Source organism: Streptomyces sp. NPDC033221 (genome assembly GCF_055577005.1).
Genome location: NZ_JBVIQN010000034.1, coordinates 15,474 through 34,291, shown reverse-complemented (window position 1 = coordinate 34,291; position 18,818 = coordinate 15,474). Strand labels below are relative to the sequence as shown.

Here is an 18,818-nt window from a genome sequence, read left to right as displayed (position 1 = left end):
CGGAAGCCGGCGACAGCCCGGACCGCGAAACCTCTGGCGGGCCTGCGGGTACCCGGGCTACCCGCAGGAACCCGGAGCGGCGAGACGCTTGCGGTGCCCGTGCCGTGCACTGGTCGGGCTGGCACTGGTGCAGTCGGGACCACGGTCCCAGGAGACGCTACGCGGCCCGCGCTCACTGTTCGACGGCCCGCCGGACCTGTCCGAACACACCCACGCGTACCTGCACCGGTGACCACTCCGCCGGCCTTCGCCGTCGCCGACACCTCGGCCCTGGCTGCCAGAATCTAGGCCCGGTCTTCGACGTCGGTGCCGGCGTCGCGCAGGAGGCGGCGATGCGGGCGTCCAGGGTGGCGGCGCGCAGGTCGACGGCGGCCAGGAGGTGATCGGCGAGGTCGATCTCGTCGTCGGCGGTGGCCGGGGCGGTGAAGGCTAGGGTGAAGGCATGCATGGCCTGGGACATAGCGGCCTCGCCCCGCTTGCCGTGCTCTTCTCCTTCGAGCCGCGCGTTATGGAAGCCTGTGCGGCGCCGGTGATGTCGCCCTGGACCCAGGGGTGGGGGCGAGAGGCTGCAAGGTGCGCGCCATCATGGGGCGATGCCGACCGTACTCAACGACCCTGGACAGCTCCCTGCCCCGTGGTGGGTGCCCGACGGTGACCTCCATGGTCTGGAACGGGAACTGCGCCGCGAACTGCCGCCGGACCACCCGCTCTACGGCGCCCGGGTCCGTGCGGCGGCGCGCTGCGAAGCCTGCGACGACGTCCTGTTCAGCCTCACCGGCCAACCATTCCGCTGGGCCGTGGTGCATCTGACCTGGAGCGGCCACCAGGAGCAGCTTCCCTGGCCCCGGACATCACCACTGGCCCACCTCAACGACCTGCTCACTCGACACGACTGCACCAGTGGTCCCTGACTCAGCCAACCGAACCACTTCGGCTTCTGATGCGTGGATTGCTCAGGAACCGACGCCTATCCGACGGCGTCGGCGTCCCACTGGTCCCATGATCGACGCCGGTGCGTAGACTCCGACCAATGGCCATAGGATTTGCGATCTTGTACGTGCTGATCGGCGTGCTCGTCCTGTTCGACATCGGCGGGTTCATCACCCGACGGTGCGAGCGGGTGCAGCGCACGGCGGCGAAGCGTCACCACGACATGATGGCCCGCCACCGCCACCTGCAGACCACCTACGTGGCGGGCCCGCTCGCCCAGCCGGCGTTCCTCCGCGCCCTGGGAGTACCACTGATCGCTCTGGGCGGCCTGCTGTTGCTGCTGCACTTGAGCTGACATGCCCCGCGCAACCAGTACATCCTGAGCCTGAACGAAACCTTCCCGCCTGTTCAACATCACTGCTAGCGACCCTGGCCAGGGCCTGCACCCCTTCCGTGACTCGGACGCGCCCGAGGACGATGAGGAGGAGTAGGTCACCGTCGCCTTCACCCTCACCGAATGCGAGTGCGCCACCTTCTGGTTCGTCCACCCGTGGGCGACCGGCCCCTTGGCCAATTCGCTTTCAGCGCCGCGAACAGGGTCTCGCTCAGCTTGGGGCGGGCCGCCGTCCCCCTGGAACGCAGACCCTGCCGCCCACCGTTCTGCCAGAGGCGACGCCATCGTTGCACCGAGCGCACACTGACGCGCAGCTGCTTTGCCACCACCGGTGTTGTTCTGCCCGAGCACGAACATCTCGGCCCCTCCATACGAATGCGCTCCTCGGTGGCCTTGTCGCCGATGCGGTGGAAGCATCGGCGGCCGTCTTCACGGCCGACAGGACGGGCTTGCCTTCGCCTCCGCGTGAGCGGCAAGCCTGACCGCGAGACGCTGCCCGGCTGGGTTGAGCCCGAGGGCAGCGGCACGCTGACGGGTGTCCTGCATCCGTTGAAGAAAAGCGCGCTGCAGATCTGTGCCGCCTACGACGCCTTCATCCTGGTCGCGCGTGTCCCAAGAACGGAGTGGTGTGACGTGGTCGGCAAGAGCATGGTCCAGACAGCACTCACCGCAGACCTCCTCCGTTGTGAGTTCGTCTGTCAGCCCGCATTTAGCACACGTGCCAAAGGCCGACGCAGAGCGGGTCGTGCACGGAAGGCAGGTCTGTTTGCCCCGGCGGGTGCCGTGCCAGGTGCGGTCGCAGCGCGGACAGAGGGTGATCGGCGGCAGGTGGGCGAGCAGCCAGCCGAGCGGGGAACGCAGGTGATGGCGGTTCTCGTGCTGTTCAGGCGGTGGCACTGTTGCGAGTTGCGACGCCAGGTCCGACGACAGCCGCTGTGCGGAGAAAGTGCGTAAGGCGGCGCCGACAGCGGCGCAGGCGACGCGGAGTTCTCCGGAACGGAGCCGGTCACGCAGTGGGGCGACAGCAGTCAGTACCCGATGTACGTCACCTGGCAGCGTCCAGTGAGGGCCTTGGGGCGGTCTCTTGTCTTTCGCGCCCGCGCGCGCACTCCCGGCGATGGCGGGTCGGTCCCACACGGCTTCGCCGGAAGAAACCCAAAGATCACGGTCAGGGTCCTGGCTTGCCTGTGCCTCAGGAGCGTGAGTGGTGTGGAGGAGGCCAGCAGGGGAGAGGTCTGCCATTGCCGGGCGGTACGTGTCACTACCCCTGGGGATCCCCCATCCGTTCGGGTCTGGTGGGCCTCCGCTGGGCCCGGGATCCCCGAGCGTACTTATGGGGTGCTCGGGCATCCCAGAGGAAGAGGGGGTATTCCGGGCGGCAGCCAGCGGCATGCCCCTTCGCAGCCGCGTTGTTGGTGACACCGATTCGGCAGGATGGTGTCGGACCGATCGTGTCTCGTGAGCAGTCGGGCCGAGCGCGGCGGGCTCATCACTGGTGGTGGCTGCGCGATGTCCCGCGCGCGCGACGGCGGGCAGGAGCACGTGCGACCGTGCTTGCAGACCCGAGCGGGTTTTGTATCGGGCGATGGTCGTCACGCCGTGGGCATTGAGTCTGGAGAGGATCTTCGCGCCGCCCGATGCGGAGCATCCCATCATCCGGGCGATGGTGACCGCCGGGCGGCCCCGCTGGGTGTCCACGGTGCCGGGACACATGCGCAGCCGTCCGTCGGGGCGTGTGTCGAGGGCCATGAGGAGGAAGGCGAGCCGGTCCGTGGCCGCGCCGCGGCCTCGGCGTTGTGACAGGAGTCCTGAGGGCGTCGGGTTGCCGTTGAGGGGAGCCCATCCGGGGCCGAAGAGCGCTTCGGAAAGTCGCAGCAGGGTGGCCAATTCGACGCGTCTCAATGCCAGGGGGTGGCTGGGCGCATGCTGCCAGGCCTGCTGCAGGGGCAGAAGGACACAGCTCAGCCCGCTCGTCCTGCCACGGGCATTGGTGACCGGCTCCGAGCGCACCGCGCCGGACCTCCGGAGAGCCGGCAGGACCGTATGGTCGATCAGCGACTCGGACACCCCGAGCCAGCGGCCCAGACCGCGGGCTGTGATGGCGGCGGTTCCCGTTCGGGCATTGGTCTTGGCGGCGAGCACGACAGCGGCGAGGCGGACCGCGTCGGTCTGGCCGCGCAAGGCTGGGGCGTCGAGCAGGGCGCGTACCGCACTACGTAATCGGCGGCCCATGGCCCGACCGAGATGCAGCGGACTGCTCGTGCTCCGGTACTCGTCTGTACCGCCGGGGGGAGCTGCTGCCTGACGAGGCAGCGCGTGCCTGGACGGGACATTCACTGCAAAAGCGGGTTCGGCCGGAGTCATCGGACGGTGCCGGTGCCGTCCGGAGAGGCCAGTCCGGGAGCGCCGCAAGAGGGCGGCACCGGCCGTACCTGCGGGCTTCGTGGGCGCCCGGGCTGACAAATGGCAGTGTTGTACTGCACCATGTGAGAACTTCCTCAGTTTCACTGAGCAGGGAAGGAGTGAGCCCTTCAGGGCCACTCGGGGTTCGCGAGAACCGACTGTCCGATCCGTGTGATCGGACCTTCGCCCGGCGAGCAGGCCGGGCGGTGGCATGACGGCCGAGCGTGATCAGGTGTTGGCGCACCTGGTCTGCGGCCGGGGCGGCAGGAGTCCTGTGGCGGGACTGTGCCGCCCATCTGTCATTTCATGGCCTTCTACCTCCTGGGTCAGGGGAAAGCAGCGTTGTCTTGACGCTTCCGCTGGGCAGCGGAACGATCACGGTCCGGCGCTGTCACCTCCCGCGAAGTGCCGGGTGGAGGTGTCGGAGGCGGCATGCTGGGCCGACAGGGGCAGCGGAGGCCCGCTCAGGGGCGGCCGTGCGGGGCCCAGCAGGACTCTGGCCGCCACGTTCGGCCGCATCAGACGCTGTAGCGGTGCGGACAGCGTCATCACGTCGAGCAGGGCTTGGGTGACGACCGGATCACCGGTGGCGGTCCTGAGCAGCCGGTCGGTGTAGCCGCGCAGGAGCCGGGTGGCCGCGGGCGGCCGTGGGCCCACGGCGCCGGGGTAGAGGATGTCCTGGCCGGTGGCCATGGCCCAGGGAGCGTGGGTGAGGCGTCCCACGGTGCGCTGTAAGCGCTGGGCCAGGCTCGGATCGCCCAGACCGTACCGCGCCAGCGCATCGCCGAGGGCGGCGGCTTCCTGGGCGGCGACCGACATGCCTTGGCCGTAGAGGGGGTTGTAGGTGGCGACGGCGTCACCGAGCACGGCGAAGCCCCGGGGCCAGGACCGCAGGAGGTCGAAGCGGCGGCGCCGGTTGACGGTGCTGCGGGAGAGGCGGACGTCGGTAAGCGGTTCGGCGTCGGCGATGAGGTCGGCCACGATGGGGTGGCGTACGTTGCGGGCGAACGGCAAGAACTCATCGGCCTCCCTGGTCGGCTGCCCGCCACGGGTGCCGGAGAGGGTGACCAGCCACCGTGCCTCTTCGAGGGGAACGAGTGTCGTCGTCTGGCCGGGGACCGGGGCGGAAGCGTCGGACTGCACGTTAACGATGGGCCAGTGTGCTGTACCGGCCGGGGCGCGGAAGATCCGGGTGGCGTAGGCCAGGCCGGAGTCCACGTGCTCCTCCGCTGCGGGCGGCATGCCGAGTGCAGCCAGCCAGGTGGCCGCCGCGGATCCGCGCCCGGTGGCATCGACCACAAGGTCGGCGTCGAGCCGTTGGACGTCCCCGGTGGCCGTGTCGCGTACGTCGACACCGGTGACGTGGTCGGCGCTGCCGGACAGCCCGACGGGCTCGGTGCGGGCAAGGACACGGATCCCGGGCCGGGCTAGGACCTGCTGGCGTACCCCCCAGTCGAGCAGATCGCGTGAGCAGGCGATGAGGTACTGCATCTCGGGCCACCGGCGCAGCCAGCCCTGGGCGGTGAGGGACACCAGTCCGGTGGGCAGCGGAATGCGGCGGGCGCCCGCCGATAGCCACCGCTGTGTGATGCCGGGCAGCAGACTTTCCATGGTCCGGGCACCGCCGGACCACAGCAAGTGGGCGTGCTGGGCCTGAGGCAGCCCTTTGCGCGGAGCGGGGGATGCCGGCAGGAGGTCGCGTTCGACGATGTGCACCTCGGCGTGAGCGGCCAGGACGGCGGCGGCCAGCATGCCGGTGAGGCCGCCGCCGAGCACCACGGCGGTGGGGGAGGGCGCGGAGCTGGGGTGCGGAATGCGCTGGGTGGTCACAGGCGGTGCTCCCTGGTGTGGTGCGTGGTCAGACTCTGTGACAGTTGTACGAGCGCGGCCAGGGGCAGTGGCTCGGTCAGCGTGCGGAGCGGACCGGTGTGCTCGGCCGTTGGCGTGAACGGCTTCCCGGCGGCCTTGTTGCGGATGGCGTGGTGCAGCGCCGAAGCCATCGCCTGCGGCCCGGCCGATTCCGGCGAGGGGGGTGGCCATGTGGACACGTCGTAGTAGGGGCGCAGGGCGAGGAAACCGTCATGGATCTCTGTGATCCGCCGCGTCAGACGGAGGCGGACCGCCCACCAGGGCGCGGGCACGGGGACGGCGCCGCTGGGCTGAGCCGCGTTCAGGGTCTCCCACAGCGGGTGCAGTGCCCGCAGCGTCCGGTAGCTGTCGTACAGGGTCCGCACGGCCGATATCCGGTCGGCGATCAAGTGCAGAGTGAAGCCCACGGCGACACACAGCGTGCCTATCGCGCCGATGGCCGGTGCCGCGAGGCACAGCCAGTCCCAGTCGGCGCCGGCCCAGCGGGCGACCACCGCGGTCAGCCGCGCGGCGTCGAAACCGAAGTGGAACACCGTGCCGACGATGAGCAGCATCAGGCCGCGACGCAGCCAGGTGCGGTCGTTTACACGCGTCGACCAGCGCCAGCACATGACGAACATGGCTACGGCTGCCGCCATGGACGCCACCAGGTAAAGGGTGATCATCTCGCGGGTGAAGGCAGTGTTGGCGTAGTACGTGTCGAAGTCCACGGGGCGTTCCACAGGTGTCCGTCCGACGGCGAACAGCAGGAACAGTACGGCGGCGGCCGCGGCGTAAGCGAGTGACCACTGGCGGACCCGGCGGTTCACCTGGTCGGCCGGCCCTCCGCGCCAGCGCAGGATCAGCACGATGCTTGAGGCACTCTGCGCGAGAATGAGGCTGTAGACCAGCGGTGCGGCGACGTTGGTGATCCCTGTGCCATGGTTGATACGACCGACGAGTGTGGGGTTGGCCAGGGTAAAGCTGCTGCTGGCGAAGAAGAACACCGCACAGACTGCGCGCAGCAGTGGGTCGTGTGGTGCGCGGCAGAGGGCGGGAAGCCGGCTGGCCAGCGCGAGCCAGCCGGCCGCGGCGGGGACCCAGTAACTGTTGTTGTTCATCGGGCCGTTCTCCGTGGGCTGAGGGAGGTCTCGATCCGGTGGGCCAGGCCCGAGGGCGATGATGCATCTTCCGCAGCAGAGGTGGAGAGAAGGGGCCAGGCCCGGCTCCCTAGTAAGGAACCGAAGTATTCGCAGGCGGCCTCTTCCTCCTGGTCATGGGTGTGAAGCGTGGAGCGCCGCGCAACCCGCTCGACCGTGGCAGAGTTGACGTCCGGGGCGAGCAGGCGAGCGGCTTCCGTTGCGTTGGTTGTATCCGCCAACCCCTCGTGCGTCTCCAGGTGCCAGAATTCGTGGCCGATGATGACCAGTTGGTGCTCGGGTGCCGTGTCCTGCTCACACAGCACCAGGTGCTGGGTTGCCGTGGCTATCCACAGACCACTTACCGTTCCAGCAGGGAACTTGACCAGGCGGTGGCTGACCGGGCGACCGTTACGCCTGCTCATGCCGTCACAGAGGGCAGTGAACAGGGCTGACGGAGAACTGGTGTCCTGGCTGCGCAGACCGTGGAGCAGGTCGGCACACAGCCGCCGCATTCCTTTCTTGTTCAACCCTTTCTCCGCCTCGCTTGCTCTGTGGCTCACGTGATTTTCCTGAAGCACTGCTCCCTCTTCAGGTGCGGGCCGCGCCGCCGTCGCGGTTCTCGCCGCGCAGGAGTTGCTCCACGACGCCAAGTACCGCGATTCGAGCTTCTGGAGAGAGCTGGCCGGCTCGCATCGCTAGCTCTTTCACTCCGTGTTCGTCCTGCAGTTGGCTCCACAACGCGCCTTCGGTCGCGCACTCGTCGATCCCCTCTGCGGGAGAGGCGCTGGAAACCGCGGTGTCCCCGGAGGTGGAGAAGCGCCTCTCCACTTCCAGTACGTGGGGATCGTCGTCCGGTCTGAGGAAGTAGTCCGCGTGCTCGACCCCGAACAGCTCGGCCAGCTTCTGGGCCTTCTCCACCGACGGCACCGACTTCCCACGGCGAAGATTTCGGACGTACTGACCGGTTACACCGACGTATGCGGCGATCCGCGCATCCGAGAACCGACTCGAACCGCGGGAACTCTCCGCATCAATCAGGCGCTGGAGGCGCCTTCCGAACACTGCAGCTGTAGCACTGTTCTGCTGGGAAGGCATGGCTGCCTCTGGCCGGTGCTGGGGCATGGCGTGATCGTAAGGGCGTCGGAGCGGCTTCCGTAACCCGGGTTCAACAATAGTTTGGCAGGTAACTTGATATGGCGTGAAAGCGTCGGTCCGCTGCGGCGAGACGCGCCGGGGCTGGTAGAGGCCGACCTGGTCACAGAGCGTTCGCATCCGCCGGATACCCAGGTTCCAGGGCCGTCACCAGCAACATTGCGGTCGATCTCGAATGTACGGATTGTGCGCCCGAAGTGCGGCCTTCAGTGGCTGGCGAGTGCCCCGGTCGGGCCGGACGGAAGCTGGTAACCGGACGTGCGGAGGACGGGAACCTTCCTCAACTGCTTCCCTCCGGCGCGGTGCGGTCGCGTCCGGGCGCCGCGTCGGCGATGTGACGGTTCAAGGCTGCGGAGGAAGCGCTGTGGTGCCGGAACGGAACGCGTTCCCGTAAGGGGTAAGGGGGATTGGTTAGTACCGACCGACTGGGACCAAGGAGCACCCGCGGCGCTGTGCCCCGCCGCAGCAGCCGGCTGGGGCGCATCGTGAGGGACATGACGGCGAACAGCGCTCAGGTGACGGCTGGTCGCGGTGCGGCTGAGCCAGTCCACATAACCGTGGGACAACGGTGCGGCGAGCGGCGGCCTTGTGCCCGTGCCTCCGCGGAACAGAATGCCCTGACCGGTGGTCGCCTCCCACGAGGACTGCACCCCCGGCCGACGGCACGCTACACATCCCGTGCCAGGCGTGCTTTGGCCAGCCCCTCGCGCAGCGTGCCACGCAAGGCCGTGACGCTCTGCGCGGCGGCAGAGGTACCCTGCCCGTACACCGGGTCATACGCGGCGACGGCCTCGCCCAAGACGACGAAGTCTGCCGGTCACAACGCGTGGTGTTCGAATAACCGGCGCCGGTTACTGCACGAACGGTTGAGGTGGACATCGGCCCGCGAGCAGGTCGGCAATCAAGGGGCGCGCGCCTGCCGGGTGGAGGCTTCGAACAGGTCCGGATCTGCGGTGGGCTCGCCTCCACGGGTATCCGCCAAGGTGACGTGCCGGCCCTTCGTTCGTTCGTGTAGCGGCTGGCGCCGTACGGGCAGGCTTCGCACGCCACGACGTGGGCCGCGGCTTCGAAAGCCCGACGCAGAGAGGAGGTACCGGTGCGGACGGGTGCGGCCATCGCGTCGTCTCCTCGAGCTCCCTTGCCCCGCCCTCGGGGCTGAGGGCGGAGCGGGCGCCCGCCTTGAGCTCCGGGACATACTTGTAGATCGTGGTCCGGGAGACACCGAGCAGCTTCGCGATCGAGGTGATGGTGTTGTCCAGCTGGGGGAGTAGGGCCCGGCCGTGCCGGATCTGCTCCTCGGTCAACGAGGGCGGCCTGCCGATGCGCTCCCCGCGGGCCCGGACGGCGGCGAGGCCCTCGTAGGTGCTCTGCACGATCAGTTCGCGGGGGAACTCGGCCAGCGCCGCGAAAAGTGGAAGACCAGCCGGCCGCCGAGCGTAGTCGTGTCGAGCGCTTCGTGCAGCGACCGGAAGCCGATGCCGCTCTTGCGCAGGCCACTGAAGATGACGATGAGATCCTGGATGGACCTGCCCAGCCGGTCGAGGAAGGCACCACGAGGGTATCGCCGGGCCGGGCGTAACCGAGGACCTTCCATGACCGGCAGGCTGCGTCCAGTAGGAGGGGCGCAGCCTGCCGAAGCCGCCTCAGCGGCAGGCCCCTGGTGGTCAACTCGCCCGACCACCGGGCATTCTCCAACTCCGCACGGGTGCTTGCCGTTTACTTCATCTGTCGCTCATGCGCGAGGGACGGTACACATCTCAACTCGACACCAGCACATCCGCTCACTTCTTGACGTACAACGAAGTGAGCGGTATCCAGGTATCGGCGAGCTTCGCCATCTGAGAGTGGCACACATAATGTTGCCACTTCCCTCTTTTTACTCCGTCTTCACCTTTCTCGCGGCAGCCGTCCTCGGTCCAGATGAGGTAGGCAACTTCCAGGACGTACCCTGCGGGCGGCTGCCAGTCTGTGCCTTTTTTCATCTGCGGAGACTGCTGACGATCGCTGATGTCAGTACTGGAAGGGAAGTCCGACTGTGTCGATACGGCCTGCGCACTACCTTGGGCGGAAACCGCGAACGCGATGCTGGCCACGGCAACGCCAGCAACGGTGACGACCTTCTTCAGTTTCATATCCTACCCCTTTGTGTTTTCCCAATTAGGTTGGGAGGTGATTCTGGCTCGCCTGCGCCAGCAGGAGGTGGCACCATCATTGCGGATTCGATGAACACAGGAGGCAGCTTTGGCTGCCCCGTTAGCAGGCGTGGCGGTAAATTTTCGCTATACGGCCATCGAGTTATTCATCTTTGATAGCGTGCTCTTGGCGTAGGCGAAACGGCTACTGCCGCGGACACACCGAATCTTCCAGCGGTGCGAATGAGCATGAAATGACCTCGCCCTCTCCGGGGCTGATCGCGAACTCGGGCAGTCCGGTGCTCCGGGCGGCTGGGCAGCCATCGGCCCGGGCCCGCCGGGTCATAGGAACGGTCATGTGGCGCGATGGGCCCTCCACTGGTCGCAGGCTTTGATGACTGCCCCATACCTGCCGAGCACGACGAGGTCCATGTCATCGAGGGAGAAGAGTGCCGTAGAGGCCGCGGCGACCTCTGCTGCGGTCACCTGCGATAGGAGTCCTGGCAGGCGCTCCGCCCAGTCCGCCGGCCGGCCGGCGGACAAGCCGTCCCGGAGCAGATCGGCCTTGGTTGCCGGGGAGTCGAAGGCGCCGAGCAACTGGGCGGCGCAAAAGGTCCGGATCGGTGCCAACTCTGCCTCGGTGGCTGGCGAGCCGCGGAAGGCCTGCAACGTCTGCCGGACGGCGGCGATGCCCTTTGCTGGGTCCTGCCCGTGTAGGGTCGCCCTGATCATGGCTCGGGGGACGCCGAGGCAGACGTCTCGGGCAGCGTACAGCCTGGGTACGAGGTGCTCCGGTACACGGGCGCTGTACTGGGTGCAGATCACCGCCGTGGCCAGGTAGCGCGCTGCGGCACCTGTGTCGCCTGCTGGTTCTGCGGCGCTCAGCACTAGCCGTACGTCGTCCGAGGTGTCGTCGTAAAGCGTCAGGATCCCCCCGGCTGGCCGCCTGTCACCGAAATCTTTCAGGACGGGCGCAGTCGTGGAGGATGCCCCCGGCCAGTCGGATAGCGCCCGTGATGCGTCAGCGATAAAGCGTTCGGGGTCGAGGGTGCCGATCGCGACCAGCCAGCCGCCGTGCTCCAGGAGCGAGCGTTGCACGGCGTTGAGGCTGTCGTCGTAGGCGGCCACCGGATGGGCGGCCCTGAGCCAGTGGCGGCGCAACGCGGTGTCCATCACCGCGTCCGCAGCATGCGGCTGCGGACGGCCCAGTACCGGCAGCGGGCCGCTCACCGGGGCGGCCAGTGCAGCGAGCCGGTCCAGCCACACTGTCACCAGGTCCGGTGTGGTGTAGCCGGTGACATCAAACCACTGTCCGTCCGTGAACATGTGGAAGCTGCCCCCGGCGGTCTCAATGTGGCGGCCAGTCGCTCCGCCGCGTCCGGCCAGCAGCCGTACCAGCGCCTCGGCCGCGTCCGGCCGCTGCCACCCCAGAGGTCCCAGGGGCAGTCGGAACCGCAACTCCACCAGGGGGGCACGATGGTCTTGAACGGCTAAGACGGTGGTTCCGCCGGCAAGTTTGGTCTGGCATCGGAGGCCATGGTGTGGCCTGGCCTGCACACCGAGCGGTGGCAGGTGGCGGGCCGCCACCGGTGTCTGTGACAACGGTGTGGCGACGGCTGGAAAGTTCCCTGTCGGATTCGGCACGGGGCCGGTACCGGACACCGGAACCGGGCGGGTTCGCCCAGTCCCGGGGACCATAATGAGGACGCCCTTGGGCGCAGGACCCAGGCGCCGGGCTACTGCCGCCACCTGGTCAGAGCCGACCTCTGCTAGCCGGGCGGGGTACTCGTCGAGCAGTTCGGCATGGCCGAACAGCAGCTCCAGGCGGCCCAAGGCACGACTGCGCGGGTAGACGCCGGCATGTTCGCGGTGATGCCTGGTGACCAGGCGCTGTATGGCCTGTGGCTGGGTCTGCCCGAAGTCAGGGGCGTCGGCCCAGACGCCCCACTGGTCGGCGAGGGCCGTCACGGCGTGCCGGATCGGGACCACGGGAGGCACGAGTGCCGTGATGACCAGGAGGTCAGGGTCCCTGGCGTCGAGCGGTCCGAAGACACCGCATCCAGCCGACACCGCCTGCAGGCCATCTAGGCCGTCCAGCCCAATCATCTCAGCCAGAACAATGTGCGCCAGGTAGCCGGCCATATCCCGGCGGGGGTCGGGCAGTCGGTAGCCGAGCGCGAGGGCCGCTGCGGTTACCCCTGGTTCGGTGCAGGTCTGCCACCGGTCCTGAGTGAGGCTGGGCTCGCGCAACTCTGGCGACGGCATGCACGGGCGCGCCGGTATGTCCCCGAAATGTCGCTCGACCAGGGACAGCAGCGCATCCGGGTCATGGTCCCCGACCACGGTGAGCACCGCGTTGCCGGGCGCATAGTGGCTGTGGAAGAACGCCTCACAGTCAGCGACGGTGGCCTCACGCAGCCGCTCCATTCGACCGTAGCCGTCGTGCGCGTTGGCGAAGCGCTCGAAGACTACGCCGGGGAGTAACGGCCAGGGCAGCCCTCCATACGGAGGGGCCACCACCGCTTGGTGGATCTCCTCCTCGATACCCTCAAGCTGTTCGGCCAGCGTCTCGTCGGTAAACACCGGAGCCCTCATCCGGTCGGCTTCGCTGAATAGGGCGCGCTCCAGCGCGTGCGCCGGAACGAGCTGGTGGTAGTCGGTGTAGTCCTGGTGCGTGGTGCCGTTGGCCTGTCCGCCCAGCGGATGGATATGTTCGAAAAAGCGTCCCGGCGGCAGGCTCGCGCTGCCACGGAACATCAGGTGCTCGAAGAGATGAGCGAATCCCTCCCAGGTGGGCTCCTCGGACCGGTATCCGACGCCGTAGTGGACGCAGACCGCGCTGCGGGGGGAACCGGGCCAGCGTTCCAGTACCACCCGCAAGCCGTTCCGGAGGGTGGTCTTGTGCATCTTGCCTGCCGTCACGAAATCGTCCGTTGCTAGAGATCGACGAGGAAGCGGAGGAAGCCGCAGTAGTGGTCGAACCCATGGTGGTAGTCGTCCAGGTAGGCGGCGATGTCATGGACGTGCAACAGGATCCGCAGCGCGGCGATCTCCTTCCACCGCGTCCCCAAGTCACGTCCGTACCCCTCGAACAGCGCGTCCGTAAGCGGCTGCCACGTCCCCTTGTTGCCACCCACCTGCCACTGCAGCTCGACGAGCTCACCAACCACCCAGCCAAGGTCGACGTACCAGGGGGCCCGGCAGACGTCCTCGCCAATGAGCAGGTCGACACTGCCGGAAGCGCGGTCGAGAACAAGTGATCCGAGGCCGGCCGCGCCGTGCGCAAGGGTGGTGTCGGGTTCGTCCACTGTCCGCGCATGCCAGTCGAGCACCTGGGCCCAGCGCTCTTCGCCCAGGCTCCGGCGAACCTGTGCCTGGGCGCACGCCGCCCGAGGGCTGGCGGCGCGTCCGGAAAGCCAGGCATTGAGCCGGGCTAGCCCGCGGGACATACCAGACTGCGGCGCGGGCGGCGTGAGATCATGGACGGCGCGTAGTAGCCGGCCCAGGTTGTGCAGTGGCTTCGCCAGCTCCGCGCCGGGTCCTTCGTGCAGGAGCAGGTGGGCGGCAGAAACCTCGCCAGCGACATCGTAGAGCCGGGCCAGGCCATCGGCTGTGCCCAGTGCCAGCCGTGCACCGCCAAGATCCCCGATTCCGGCCAGTAGCCGGTACTCTTCGCCGCCAGCGGTCTTGAAGGGCACCGGTGCAAGCGGTCCCGGCTCGCGGCGCCACCGCTGACCGCCGTTCGGCAGGTTGTGGACGGCAGTGCGCAGCAGCCCGGTTCCGAATGCCTCGCCGGACGGTAGCCAAGCGGCAGATTCGGCCGTGGTGTCGAGCGGGGACTGCACTGACCGCCCTGCCCGGTGTTCGACGATCACCCTGAGCGCCTCCGGCAGCGGTGGCGGCACCCAGGCATCCTCACGGCCCGTGGTCAAGCTGCGTCCGGCGATGGGCGGCACCAGCACGGTGTTCGGACGGGCCGCCAGGGCAGCCCAGTGCTGCCGGACCGCAGCACTTTCCAGGCCGCCGGGCGGCAGGGCGGGAGCTACCACGACCGTTTCCCGGGTGCACTGGGCGGCCAGCAGGGCGGGGCTGTCCGCCAGCCCCAGCGCAAGCCGCGCTATGAAGTGCAGGGTCGCCGGATAAATCAGGAAAGCGTCGGCCCACTCTGCCCACTCAACGTGTCGTGCGAGGGCCTCTTCGTCCGGCCAGACATCGGTCGAGATGGCCCCGCCCACCCGGGACGCGACGGCCTGCGGTGTCACGAATCGCTCCGCACTGCGGGTCAAGACAACCCGAACCTCCAACTCAGGGCAGTGCAGGCGCAGCCATTCCAGCCAGTAAGGGGTGGACCAGGCGTAGGCAGAACCGGTGACGACGACAAGCAGCCGGTTCAGATTCAGCTCTGGGCCGGGCACCGTGTCGTATGACTCGTCTATCACCGTGCAACCGCTTCCAACAAGGCCTCCAGCTCTCGCAGAGAGGCCCGCTCGCCGTATCTCATGTGCACCCCAGTGACGTTCAGAACGATCTCGTCCGCCCCGGCCGCAGCGAACTCCGCCAGTCGCGCCGCGAGTTCTGCCTTGTTTCCGTAGAGGAAGGCTTGTCCGGCCAGCAGCGCCTCGGCGTTCCCGCGGAGATCCTCGGTCGAGGTCTCGATGCCGGAGCGGCGCAGCATGTCGGCGTAGTGCGGCAGCATGGTGTGACTGGTGTTGCTCAGCGCTGCCAGTTCGACCGGGTCTCGGTCATCCGCCGCCAATGCCAGCGGAACAATCACTACCGTGCGGGGCGCAGGACGACCGACGACCGCGGCGCCCTTACCGAGTGCGGGCACGATCACATCACGGACGTATGAAGCCGGCGTCAGCCAAGTAATCGCGGCATCGGCAATCTCCCCGGCCAGGCGAGCCATCCGGGGGCGCAGCACCCCTAGGCCGATCTCTACTGGTGGCCGGGGCAGGAGGGCGAACTGCGAGCGGCAAGTGAAATACTCGCCTACGTGGTCGGCTTCGCCCTTTTCCAGAAGCGCCCGCATTATGGTCACGTATTCGCGGACCGCGCTGAGCTGGCTGCGGTACGGCGCCCCCATGACGCAATGCTGGAACATGGCGGACCCCGGCCCGAAACCAGCGACCACGGGGTGACCGCTGGCGATTGCCAGCGAGTGGGCCTGGATGGCTGCCTGGTATGGGTGGCGCAGCGGCATCAGTGTGACGCCGGTGCCGGTGGGGACGCGGAAGCCACAGGCGGCGGCGTGAGTGAAATCCTGGAACGGGTCGTTCAGCACGGCCTGTCCCTGCCACATTCGGTGGGCGTCGCTCCACTGCGCCAGCGCAGCGTACGGCAGCAACTGCTCCGGACGATGCGGGACGATCGGCGCCAGGAACGAGTAGGTGGTCATCGGTCGCCTCCAGCCAGGACGGTGAGCGTGGCATCGGATGTGTCCAGTTGCTGTCCGCGCACGAGTTCCGCGTACATGGGGCTGGTGTGCATCAGTTCGTCGTGCCGACCCTGCGCCGTCACCTGGCCGCGGTCCATCACGATGACGTGGTCAGCGTGGCGCACGGTGGAGATGCGGTGGGCGACCACGAGCACCGCGCGATCCCGGCTGATCTTGTCGATAAGATCGCGCAGCCGTAGCTCGTTGACGCTGTCCAGCTGCGAAGACGGCTCGTCGAGCAGGATCAGCGGCGCGGAGGACAGGCTCGCCCGGGCCAGCGCCAGGCGCTGCCGCTGGCCGCCGGAGAGGTTGTGGGCCCCGCCCAGCACCGTGTCGAGGCCGTCCGACAACCGAGTGATCTCCTCCTCCAGGCCGACGTCGCGCAGAGCACGAAGCAGGACGTCGTCCTCAACCGGCTCGGTCTGGCCGAGGGTGAGGTTGGTGCGCACGGTATCCCGAAGCAGGGTCGCCTCCTGGTCGACGTAGGTGAGCCGGCTGCGCAGCTCGGCCAGAGACCACCGATCCGTGCGGTAGCCGAACACCTCGACATGACCCTCTTGCGGGTCCATAAATCGCTCGATCAGTCCCAAGACAGTGGACTTCCCAGAACCGGAGAGCCCGACCATGGCGGTCAGCCCGGTGGCGGGCACGGTCAGGTCGACCTGCCGCAGCACGGGCTCGTCGCCGTAGGCGAACCCGACCTTCTCGAACCGTACGGCGGGAGCAGTTGCGACGGGCGACGGTACGGTGGTTTCCGCCTCCCCCAAGGGCACCTGTTCCGACGGCAGAGCGAACAGCTCGTCGAAACGTTTACGGGCGGCCAGCCCTGCCTGGATCGTGCCCATACCAGACATCGCCATGATCAGTGGCGCGGTGAGCTGGAAGAGGTAGAGCAGGAACGACACGAACGTGCCGAGGTCCAGGGCGCCGCTGGTGATCCGAGCACCGCCGCCCAGGACGACCGCCACCAGGGCAATCTGCTGGCCCAGGTTGATGACGGGCACCATCAAGGCCTCCATCGCGGACGCCCCGATCGACAATCCGGCGACCCGGTCCGCGCGCGTGGCGAGTTCCGTCGAGACGACGCGCTCGGCGCGATGTGCCTTGATCACTGTCAATGCATCCAGCGCAGCGACAAACTGCTGTGCGAGGGCACCGACTTCGTGCTGGATCGCCGTGTATTTGCGGCGCAACGCAACGATCACCACGCTGACTACGCACAGCGCCGCGAGGAAGGCGCCAAGTGTGATGAGCAGCAAAGCCCAGTCCAACACACTCATGATCGCCAGTGTGCCGACCAGCGTGACCAATGACATCGGCAGTTGGATCGGCCCGATATCGACGATGCCTTTGACCGCGGAAGCATCCGCGGTGACCCGTGTCGCAAGGTTTCCGGCACCCTCTCGGCGAGCTGCATGAAGCCTGAGCCCGATGGCGTGGCTCATGGTGCGCACCCGCAGTCGACGGACCAGTTGGTGCCCCATACGGGAGAGCAGGTAAGCGGCCAGGGCATTGGCAGCCGCCGATCCGAGTCCAACTGCGACCATGAGCCAGGTCCAAGTACCGAAGCCGTCGTTCAGCTGGATCGCCGCTAACAGCTTTCCCACCGTCCACGGAAGTACCAGTGTTGCCCCTGTGCCGATCAGGGCAAGGGTCAGGATGAAAACCATCTGCAGGCGACGGCCGTGGAAAATCTCCCGCAGGACGAACAGTTGCTTAGGTGGCCCGTCCGGATGTGTGGCTGTCATGCTCACTCCCATACTCTCCTAGGCCGCCGAGAACTCGATCAACGACCGGACCGGTGTCGCCGGTCCCTCCCACAACACCCGCAGGCCTGCCGCGTGCCCCAGTCGCTTCAAGTCCTCTATGGTTCGCACGGGGGTGGGCATCATGGCGCGGAGCCACAGTTCCATCCGGGCCGCCTGCTCACCGCGCATGACCACATCCATGTTGACGTCAGCCAGAAGTACCTTTCCGGTTTCGCCGGCCGCTTCGGCGCAACGGCGCAGGATCTTTACGGCCTGCGTGTCGTCCCAATCGCCCAGGATCGCCGATAGCAGGTAGATGTCGTGGCCCGCGGGGAGCGGGTCGAAGAAGCTGCTGGCCATGGCTTCGCAACGGTCAGTCAGACCGGCGCGGACGATGGCCTCGGCCGCGACCTGTGCTTGGTTCGGCAGATCGACTAGCACACCCTTCAGGTGCGGGTACCGGTGCAGCAGATCGGTCAGAATCGTGCCGCTGTTCCCGCCCACGTCGACGACGCTGCGCAAGGTGGTCCAGTCGTAGCCCTCGAGAATTAGCTCCGCGTCGAAGACCAGTTGTCCTGACGAGGCGCGTGCGATGGCCTCGGCGTGGGTGGGGTCCTCGTTTAGGCTGTCCCAGTAACCGCGGCCGAAGAGCCCTATATGGGCGGGTTCGCCTGTGCGGACCGTGTGGGCCAGGCCCATCAGCGCCACGTCCGACCTGCCGGTCATACCGTCCAGCCGCAGCATCTCGCGCAGGGAATACGGGTGGCTCTCCCTCAACGGTTGCGCGGCCTCCCCAAGGGCGTATCCACCGTCTTCGCCGTGGACCAGCAATTCCAGCTCGACCAAGTAGCGCAGCAGGCTGTCGAGCACGTCGGCACGGGTTCCGCAAGTCAGCGCCAGCCGATTGGTGTCGGTGACCCCGGCGGCAATGTGGTCGGCCACGCCGAGCATCGCCGCGGTACGGATCGCGGCCGGTCTCAGCAGGTCAGCCATATCCGCGAGGTGCTCAGCGTGAGCCAGGTCGTCCATTGGTCAGTGCCCCCAGGTATTGCGGTAACAACGATGGTGTGCACCAGCCGGTGCGGGCCGCTTGGCGGCCCGCACCGGCTGGTAAACCGGGATGCCCGGTTGAGAGTCCCCAGAACGACTGGCTCAGCAGCCGCCCTTGATGGTCTTGCCCGAGAACTGGCTGGCCAGCCACGAAACACCTGCGGCCCCGCAGACCACCGTTGTCGCAGGGGCTTCAGCGGCGGATCCGAGCTTCAGCTCGGTGGAGTCGGCGTAGGCTTCGTAGCCCGCGACGAGCTCCACGATCGCGTCGGTCTTCATTACCTCACCTCCTTAGTGCAAGTGGCACCGGAAACCCGGAGCATCATGCCCGCGGCTTCAGCAGGTGATTTCGTAGGTGGCGCCGCTGACGGCGCTGCCTACGGCACTCGCCCAGCTCGCGCACTGAGCCGAGCTCACGCGGGAGGCGACGGAGATGGAGGCGCAGATCGGGCTGGTGGCCGGGGCGCCAGCGGCCGCGGAGACGTTCAGCTCACCGGCCTCGGTGTAGGCGCTGTAGCCGGCGACCAGGTCAGTGATGACGGTGCTCTTGTCCATTTCAATACCTTCCAAATGTGGTCCTGA

General features: G+C 67.7%; 18 protein-coding genes. 2 read left to right on the top strand and 16 right to left on the bottom strand.

The annotated features are described in order from the left end of the window. Nucleotides 1-172: 172 nt before the first annotated feature. Nucleotides 173-448: a hypothetical protein gene (locus tag ACZ53K_RS33355; protein ID WP_468844141.1), complete on the bottom strand. Its 276-nt coding sequence runs from the start codon at nt 446-448 to the stop codon at nt 173-175. A 145-nt stretch (nt 449-593) separates the two neighbouring features. Between ACZ53K_RS33355 and ACZ53K_RS33350 the strand changes: the two genes are divergently transcribed. Further along, on the top strand, nt 594-911 hold the full coding sequence (locus ACZ53K_RS33350; protein ID WP_468844139.1) for a hypothetical protein: 318 nt from the start codon (nt 594-596) through the stop codon (nt 909-911). Nucleotides 912-1,030: 119 nt separating this feature from the next. Next, nucleotides 1,031-1,285: a hypothetical protein gene (locus ACZ53K_RS33345; RefSeq protein ID WP_468844138.1), complete on the top strand. Its 255-nt coding sequence runs from the start codon at nt 1,031-1,033 to the stop codon at nt 1,283-1,285. A 155-nt stretch (nt 1,286-1,440) separates the two neighbouring features. On the opposite strand, the gene ACZ53K_RS33340 is transcribed toward ACZ53K_RS33345, so the two are convergent. From ACZ53K_RS33340 to ACZ53K_RS33270, 15 genes are all read right to left on the bottom strand, one after another. After that, the gene (locus ACZ53K_RS33340) at nt 1,441-1,695 is read right to left on the bottom strand and encodes a helix-turn-helix domain-containing protein (RefSeq protein ID WP_468844136.1); all 255 of its coding nucleotides are present in this window, start codon (nt 1,693-1,695) and stop codon (nt 1,441-1,443) included. A gap of 2,407 nt (nt 1,696-4,102) precedes the next feature. Beyond that, nucleotides 4,103-5,557, bottom strand: coding sequence for an FAD-dependent monooxygenase (locus ACZ53K_RS33335; protein WP_468844134.1), 1,455 nt, complete (start codon nt 5,555-5,557; stop codon nt 4,103-4,105). Continuing rightward, the gene (locus ACZ53K_RS33330; protein ID WP_468844131.1) at nt 5,554-6,696 is read right to left on the bottom strand and encodes an MAB_1171c family putative transporter; all 1,143 of its coding nucleotides are present in this window, start codon (nt 6,694-6,696) and stop codon (nt 5,554-5,556) included. The genes ACZ53K_RS33335 and ACZ53K_RS33330 overlap by 4 nt, the downstream gene beginning before the upstream one ends. Next, nucleotides 6,693-7,277, bottom strand: coding sequence for a hypothetical protein (locus ACZ53K_RS33325; protein ID WP_468844128.1), 585 nt, complete (start codon nt 7,275-7,277; stop codon nt 6,693-6,695). Before ACZ53K_RS33325 ends, ACZ53K_RS33330 begins: the two co-directional genes overlap by 4 nt. Nucleotides 7,278-7,305: 28 nt before the next feature. Then, nucleotides 7,306-7,839, bottom strand: coding sequence for a helix-turn-helix domain-containing protein (locus ACZ53K_RS33320; protein WP_468844126.1), 534 nt, complete (start codon nt 7,837-7,839; stop codon nt 7,306-7,308). Nucleotides 7,840-8,720: 881 nt separating this feature from the next. Then, complete coding sequence (locus tag ACZ53K_RS33315) at nt 8,721-9,242, bottom strand: helix-turn-helix domain-containing protein (RefSeq protein ID WP_468844124.1); 522 nt, start codon at nt 9,240-9,242, stop codon at nt 8,721-8,723. 2 nt (nt 9,243-9,244) lie between these two features. Next, nucleotides 9,245-9,463 (bottom strand): recombinase family protein, encoded by a 219-nt coding sequence (locus tag ACZ53K_RS33310; RefSeq protein WP_468844121.1) that lies wholly within the window; start codon nt 9,461-9,463, stop codon nt 9,245-9,247. 187 nt (nt 9,464-9,650) lie between these two features. Next, on the bottom strand, nt 9,651-10,001 hold the full coding sequence (locus tag ACZ53K_RS33305) for a hypothetical protein (protein ID WP_468844119.1): 351 nt from the start codon (nt 9,999-10,001) through the stop codon (nt 9,651-9,653). A 354-nt stretch (nt 10,002-10,355) separates the two neighbouring features. Then, nucleotides 10,356-12,923: a M16 family metallopeptidase gene (locus ACZ53K_RS33300; protein ID WP_468844116.1), complete on the bottom strand. Its 2,568-nt coding sequence runs from the start codon at nt 12,921-12,923 to the stop codon at nt 10,356-10,358. A gap of 14 nt (nt 12,924-12,937) precedes the next feature. Next, nucleotides 12,938-14,440 (bottom strand): flavoprotein, encoded by a 1,503-nt coding sequence (locus ACZ53K_RS33295; RefSeq protein ID WP_468844114.1) that lies wholly within the window; start codon nt 14,438-14,440, stop codon nt 12,938-12,940. Then, the gene (locus ACZ53K_RS33290; protein ID WP_468844111.1) at nt 14,437-15,399 is read right to left on the bottom strand and encodes an LLM class flavin-dependent oxidoreductase; all 963 of its coding nucleotides are present in this window, start codon (nt 15,397-15,399) and stop codon (nt 14,437-14,439) included. Before ACZ53K_RS33290 ends, ACZ53K_RS33295 begins: the two co-directional genes overlap by 4 nt. Next, on the bottom strand, nt 15,396-17,186 hold the full coding sequence (locus tag ACZ53K_RS33285) for an ABC transporter ATP-binding protein (protein WP_468844109.1): 1,791 nt from the start codon (nt 17,184-17,186) through the stop codon (nt 15,396-15,398). The genes ACZ53K_RS33290 and ACZ53K_RS33285 overlap by 4 nt, the downstream gene beginning before the upstream one ends. An 18-nt stretch (nt 17,187-17,204) precedes the next feature. After that, entirely contained in the window at nt 17,205-18,215 is a 1,011-nt protein-coding gene (locus tag ACZ53K_RS33280; RefSeq protein WP_468844107.1) for a methyltransferase, read from the bottom strand. Between the two features lie 123 nt (nt 18,216-18,338). Beyond that, nucleotides 18,339-18,515, bottom strand: a complete 177-nt coding sequence (locus tag ACZ53K_RS33275) for an LxmA leader domain family RiPP (RefSeq protein ID WP_468844105.1) — start codon at nt 18,513-18,515, stop codon at nt 18,339-18,341. Between the two features lie 57 nt (nt 18,516-18,572). Further along, nucleotides 18,573-18,791 carry an LxmA leader domain family RiPP gene (locus ACZ53K_RS33270; protein WP_468844103.1) on the bottom strand — a complete coding sequence of 73 codons (219 nt, stop codon included), beginning with the start codon at nt 18,789-18,791 and terminating at the stop codon, nt 18,573-18,575. Nucleotides 18,792-18,818 lie beyond the last annotated feature (27 nt).

What these genes read in the sequence shown, in the direction of transcription:
- ACZ53K_RS33355 (WP_468844141.1), bottom strand. Translation starts at nt 448, where the DNA reads ATGCATGCCTTCACCCTAGCCTTCACCGCCCCGGCCACCGCCGACGAC.
- ACZ53K_RS33350 (WP_468844139.1), top strand. Translation starts at nt 594, where the DNA reads ATGCCGACCGTACTCAACGACCCTGGACAGCTCCCTGCCCCGTGGTGG.
- ACZ53K_RS33345 (WP_468844138.1), top strand. Translation starts at nt 1,031, where the DNA reads ATGGCCATAGGATTTGCGATCTTGTACGTGCTGATCGGCGTGCTCGTC.
- ACZ53K_RS33340 (WP_468844136.1), bottom strand. Translation starts at nt 1,695, where the DNA reads ATGGAGGGGCCGAGATGTTCGTGCTCGGGCAGAACAACACCGGTGGTG.
- ACZ53K_RS33330 (WP_468844131.1), bottom strand. Translation starts at nt 6,696, where the DNA reads ATGAACAACAACAGTTACTGGGTCCCCGCCGCGGCCGGCTGGCTCGCG.
- ACZ53K_RS33320 (WP_468844126.1), bottom strand. Translation starts at nt 7,839, where the DNA reads ATGCCCCAGCACCGGCCAGAGGCAGCCATGCCTTCCCAGCAGAACAGT.
- ACZ53K_RS33310 (WP_468844121.1), bottom strand. Translation starts at nt 9,463, where the DNA reads ATGGAAGGTCCTCGGTTACGCCCGGCCCGGCGATACCCTCGTGGTGCC.
- ACZ53K_RS33305 (WP_468844119.1), bottom strand. Translation starts at nt 10,001, where the DNA reads ATGAAACTGAAGAAGGTCGTCACCGTTGCTGGCGTTGCCGTGGCCAGC.
- ACZ53K_RS33290 (WP_468844111.1), bottom strand. Translation starts at nt 15,399, where the DNA reads ATGACCACCTACTCGTTCCTGGCGCCGATCGTCCCGCATCGTCCGGAG.
- ACZ53K_RS33285 (WP_468844109.1), bottom strand. Translation starts at nt 17,186, where the DNA reads ATGACAGCCACACATCCGGACGGGCCACCTAAGCAACTGTTCGTCCTG.
- ACZ53K_RS33280 (WP_468844107.1), bottom strand. Translation starts at nt 18,215, where the DNA reads ATGGACGACCTGGCTCACGCTGAGCACCTCGCGGATATGGCTGACCTG.
- ACZ53K_RS33275 (WP_468844105.1), bottom strand. Translation starts at nt 18,515, where the DNA reads ATGAAGACCGACGCGATCGTGGAGCTCGTCGCGGGCTACGAAGCCTAC.
- ACZ53K_RS33270 (WP_468844103.1), bottom strand. Translation starts at nt 18,791, where the DNA reads ATGGACAAGAGCACCGTCATCACTGACCTGGTCGCCGGCTACAGCGCC.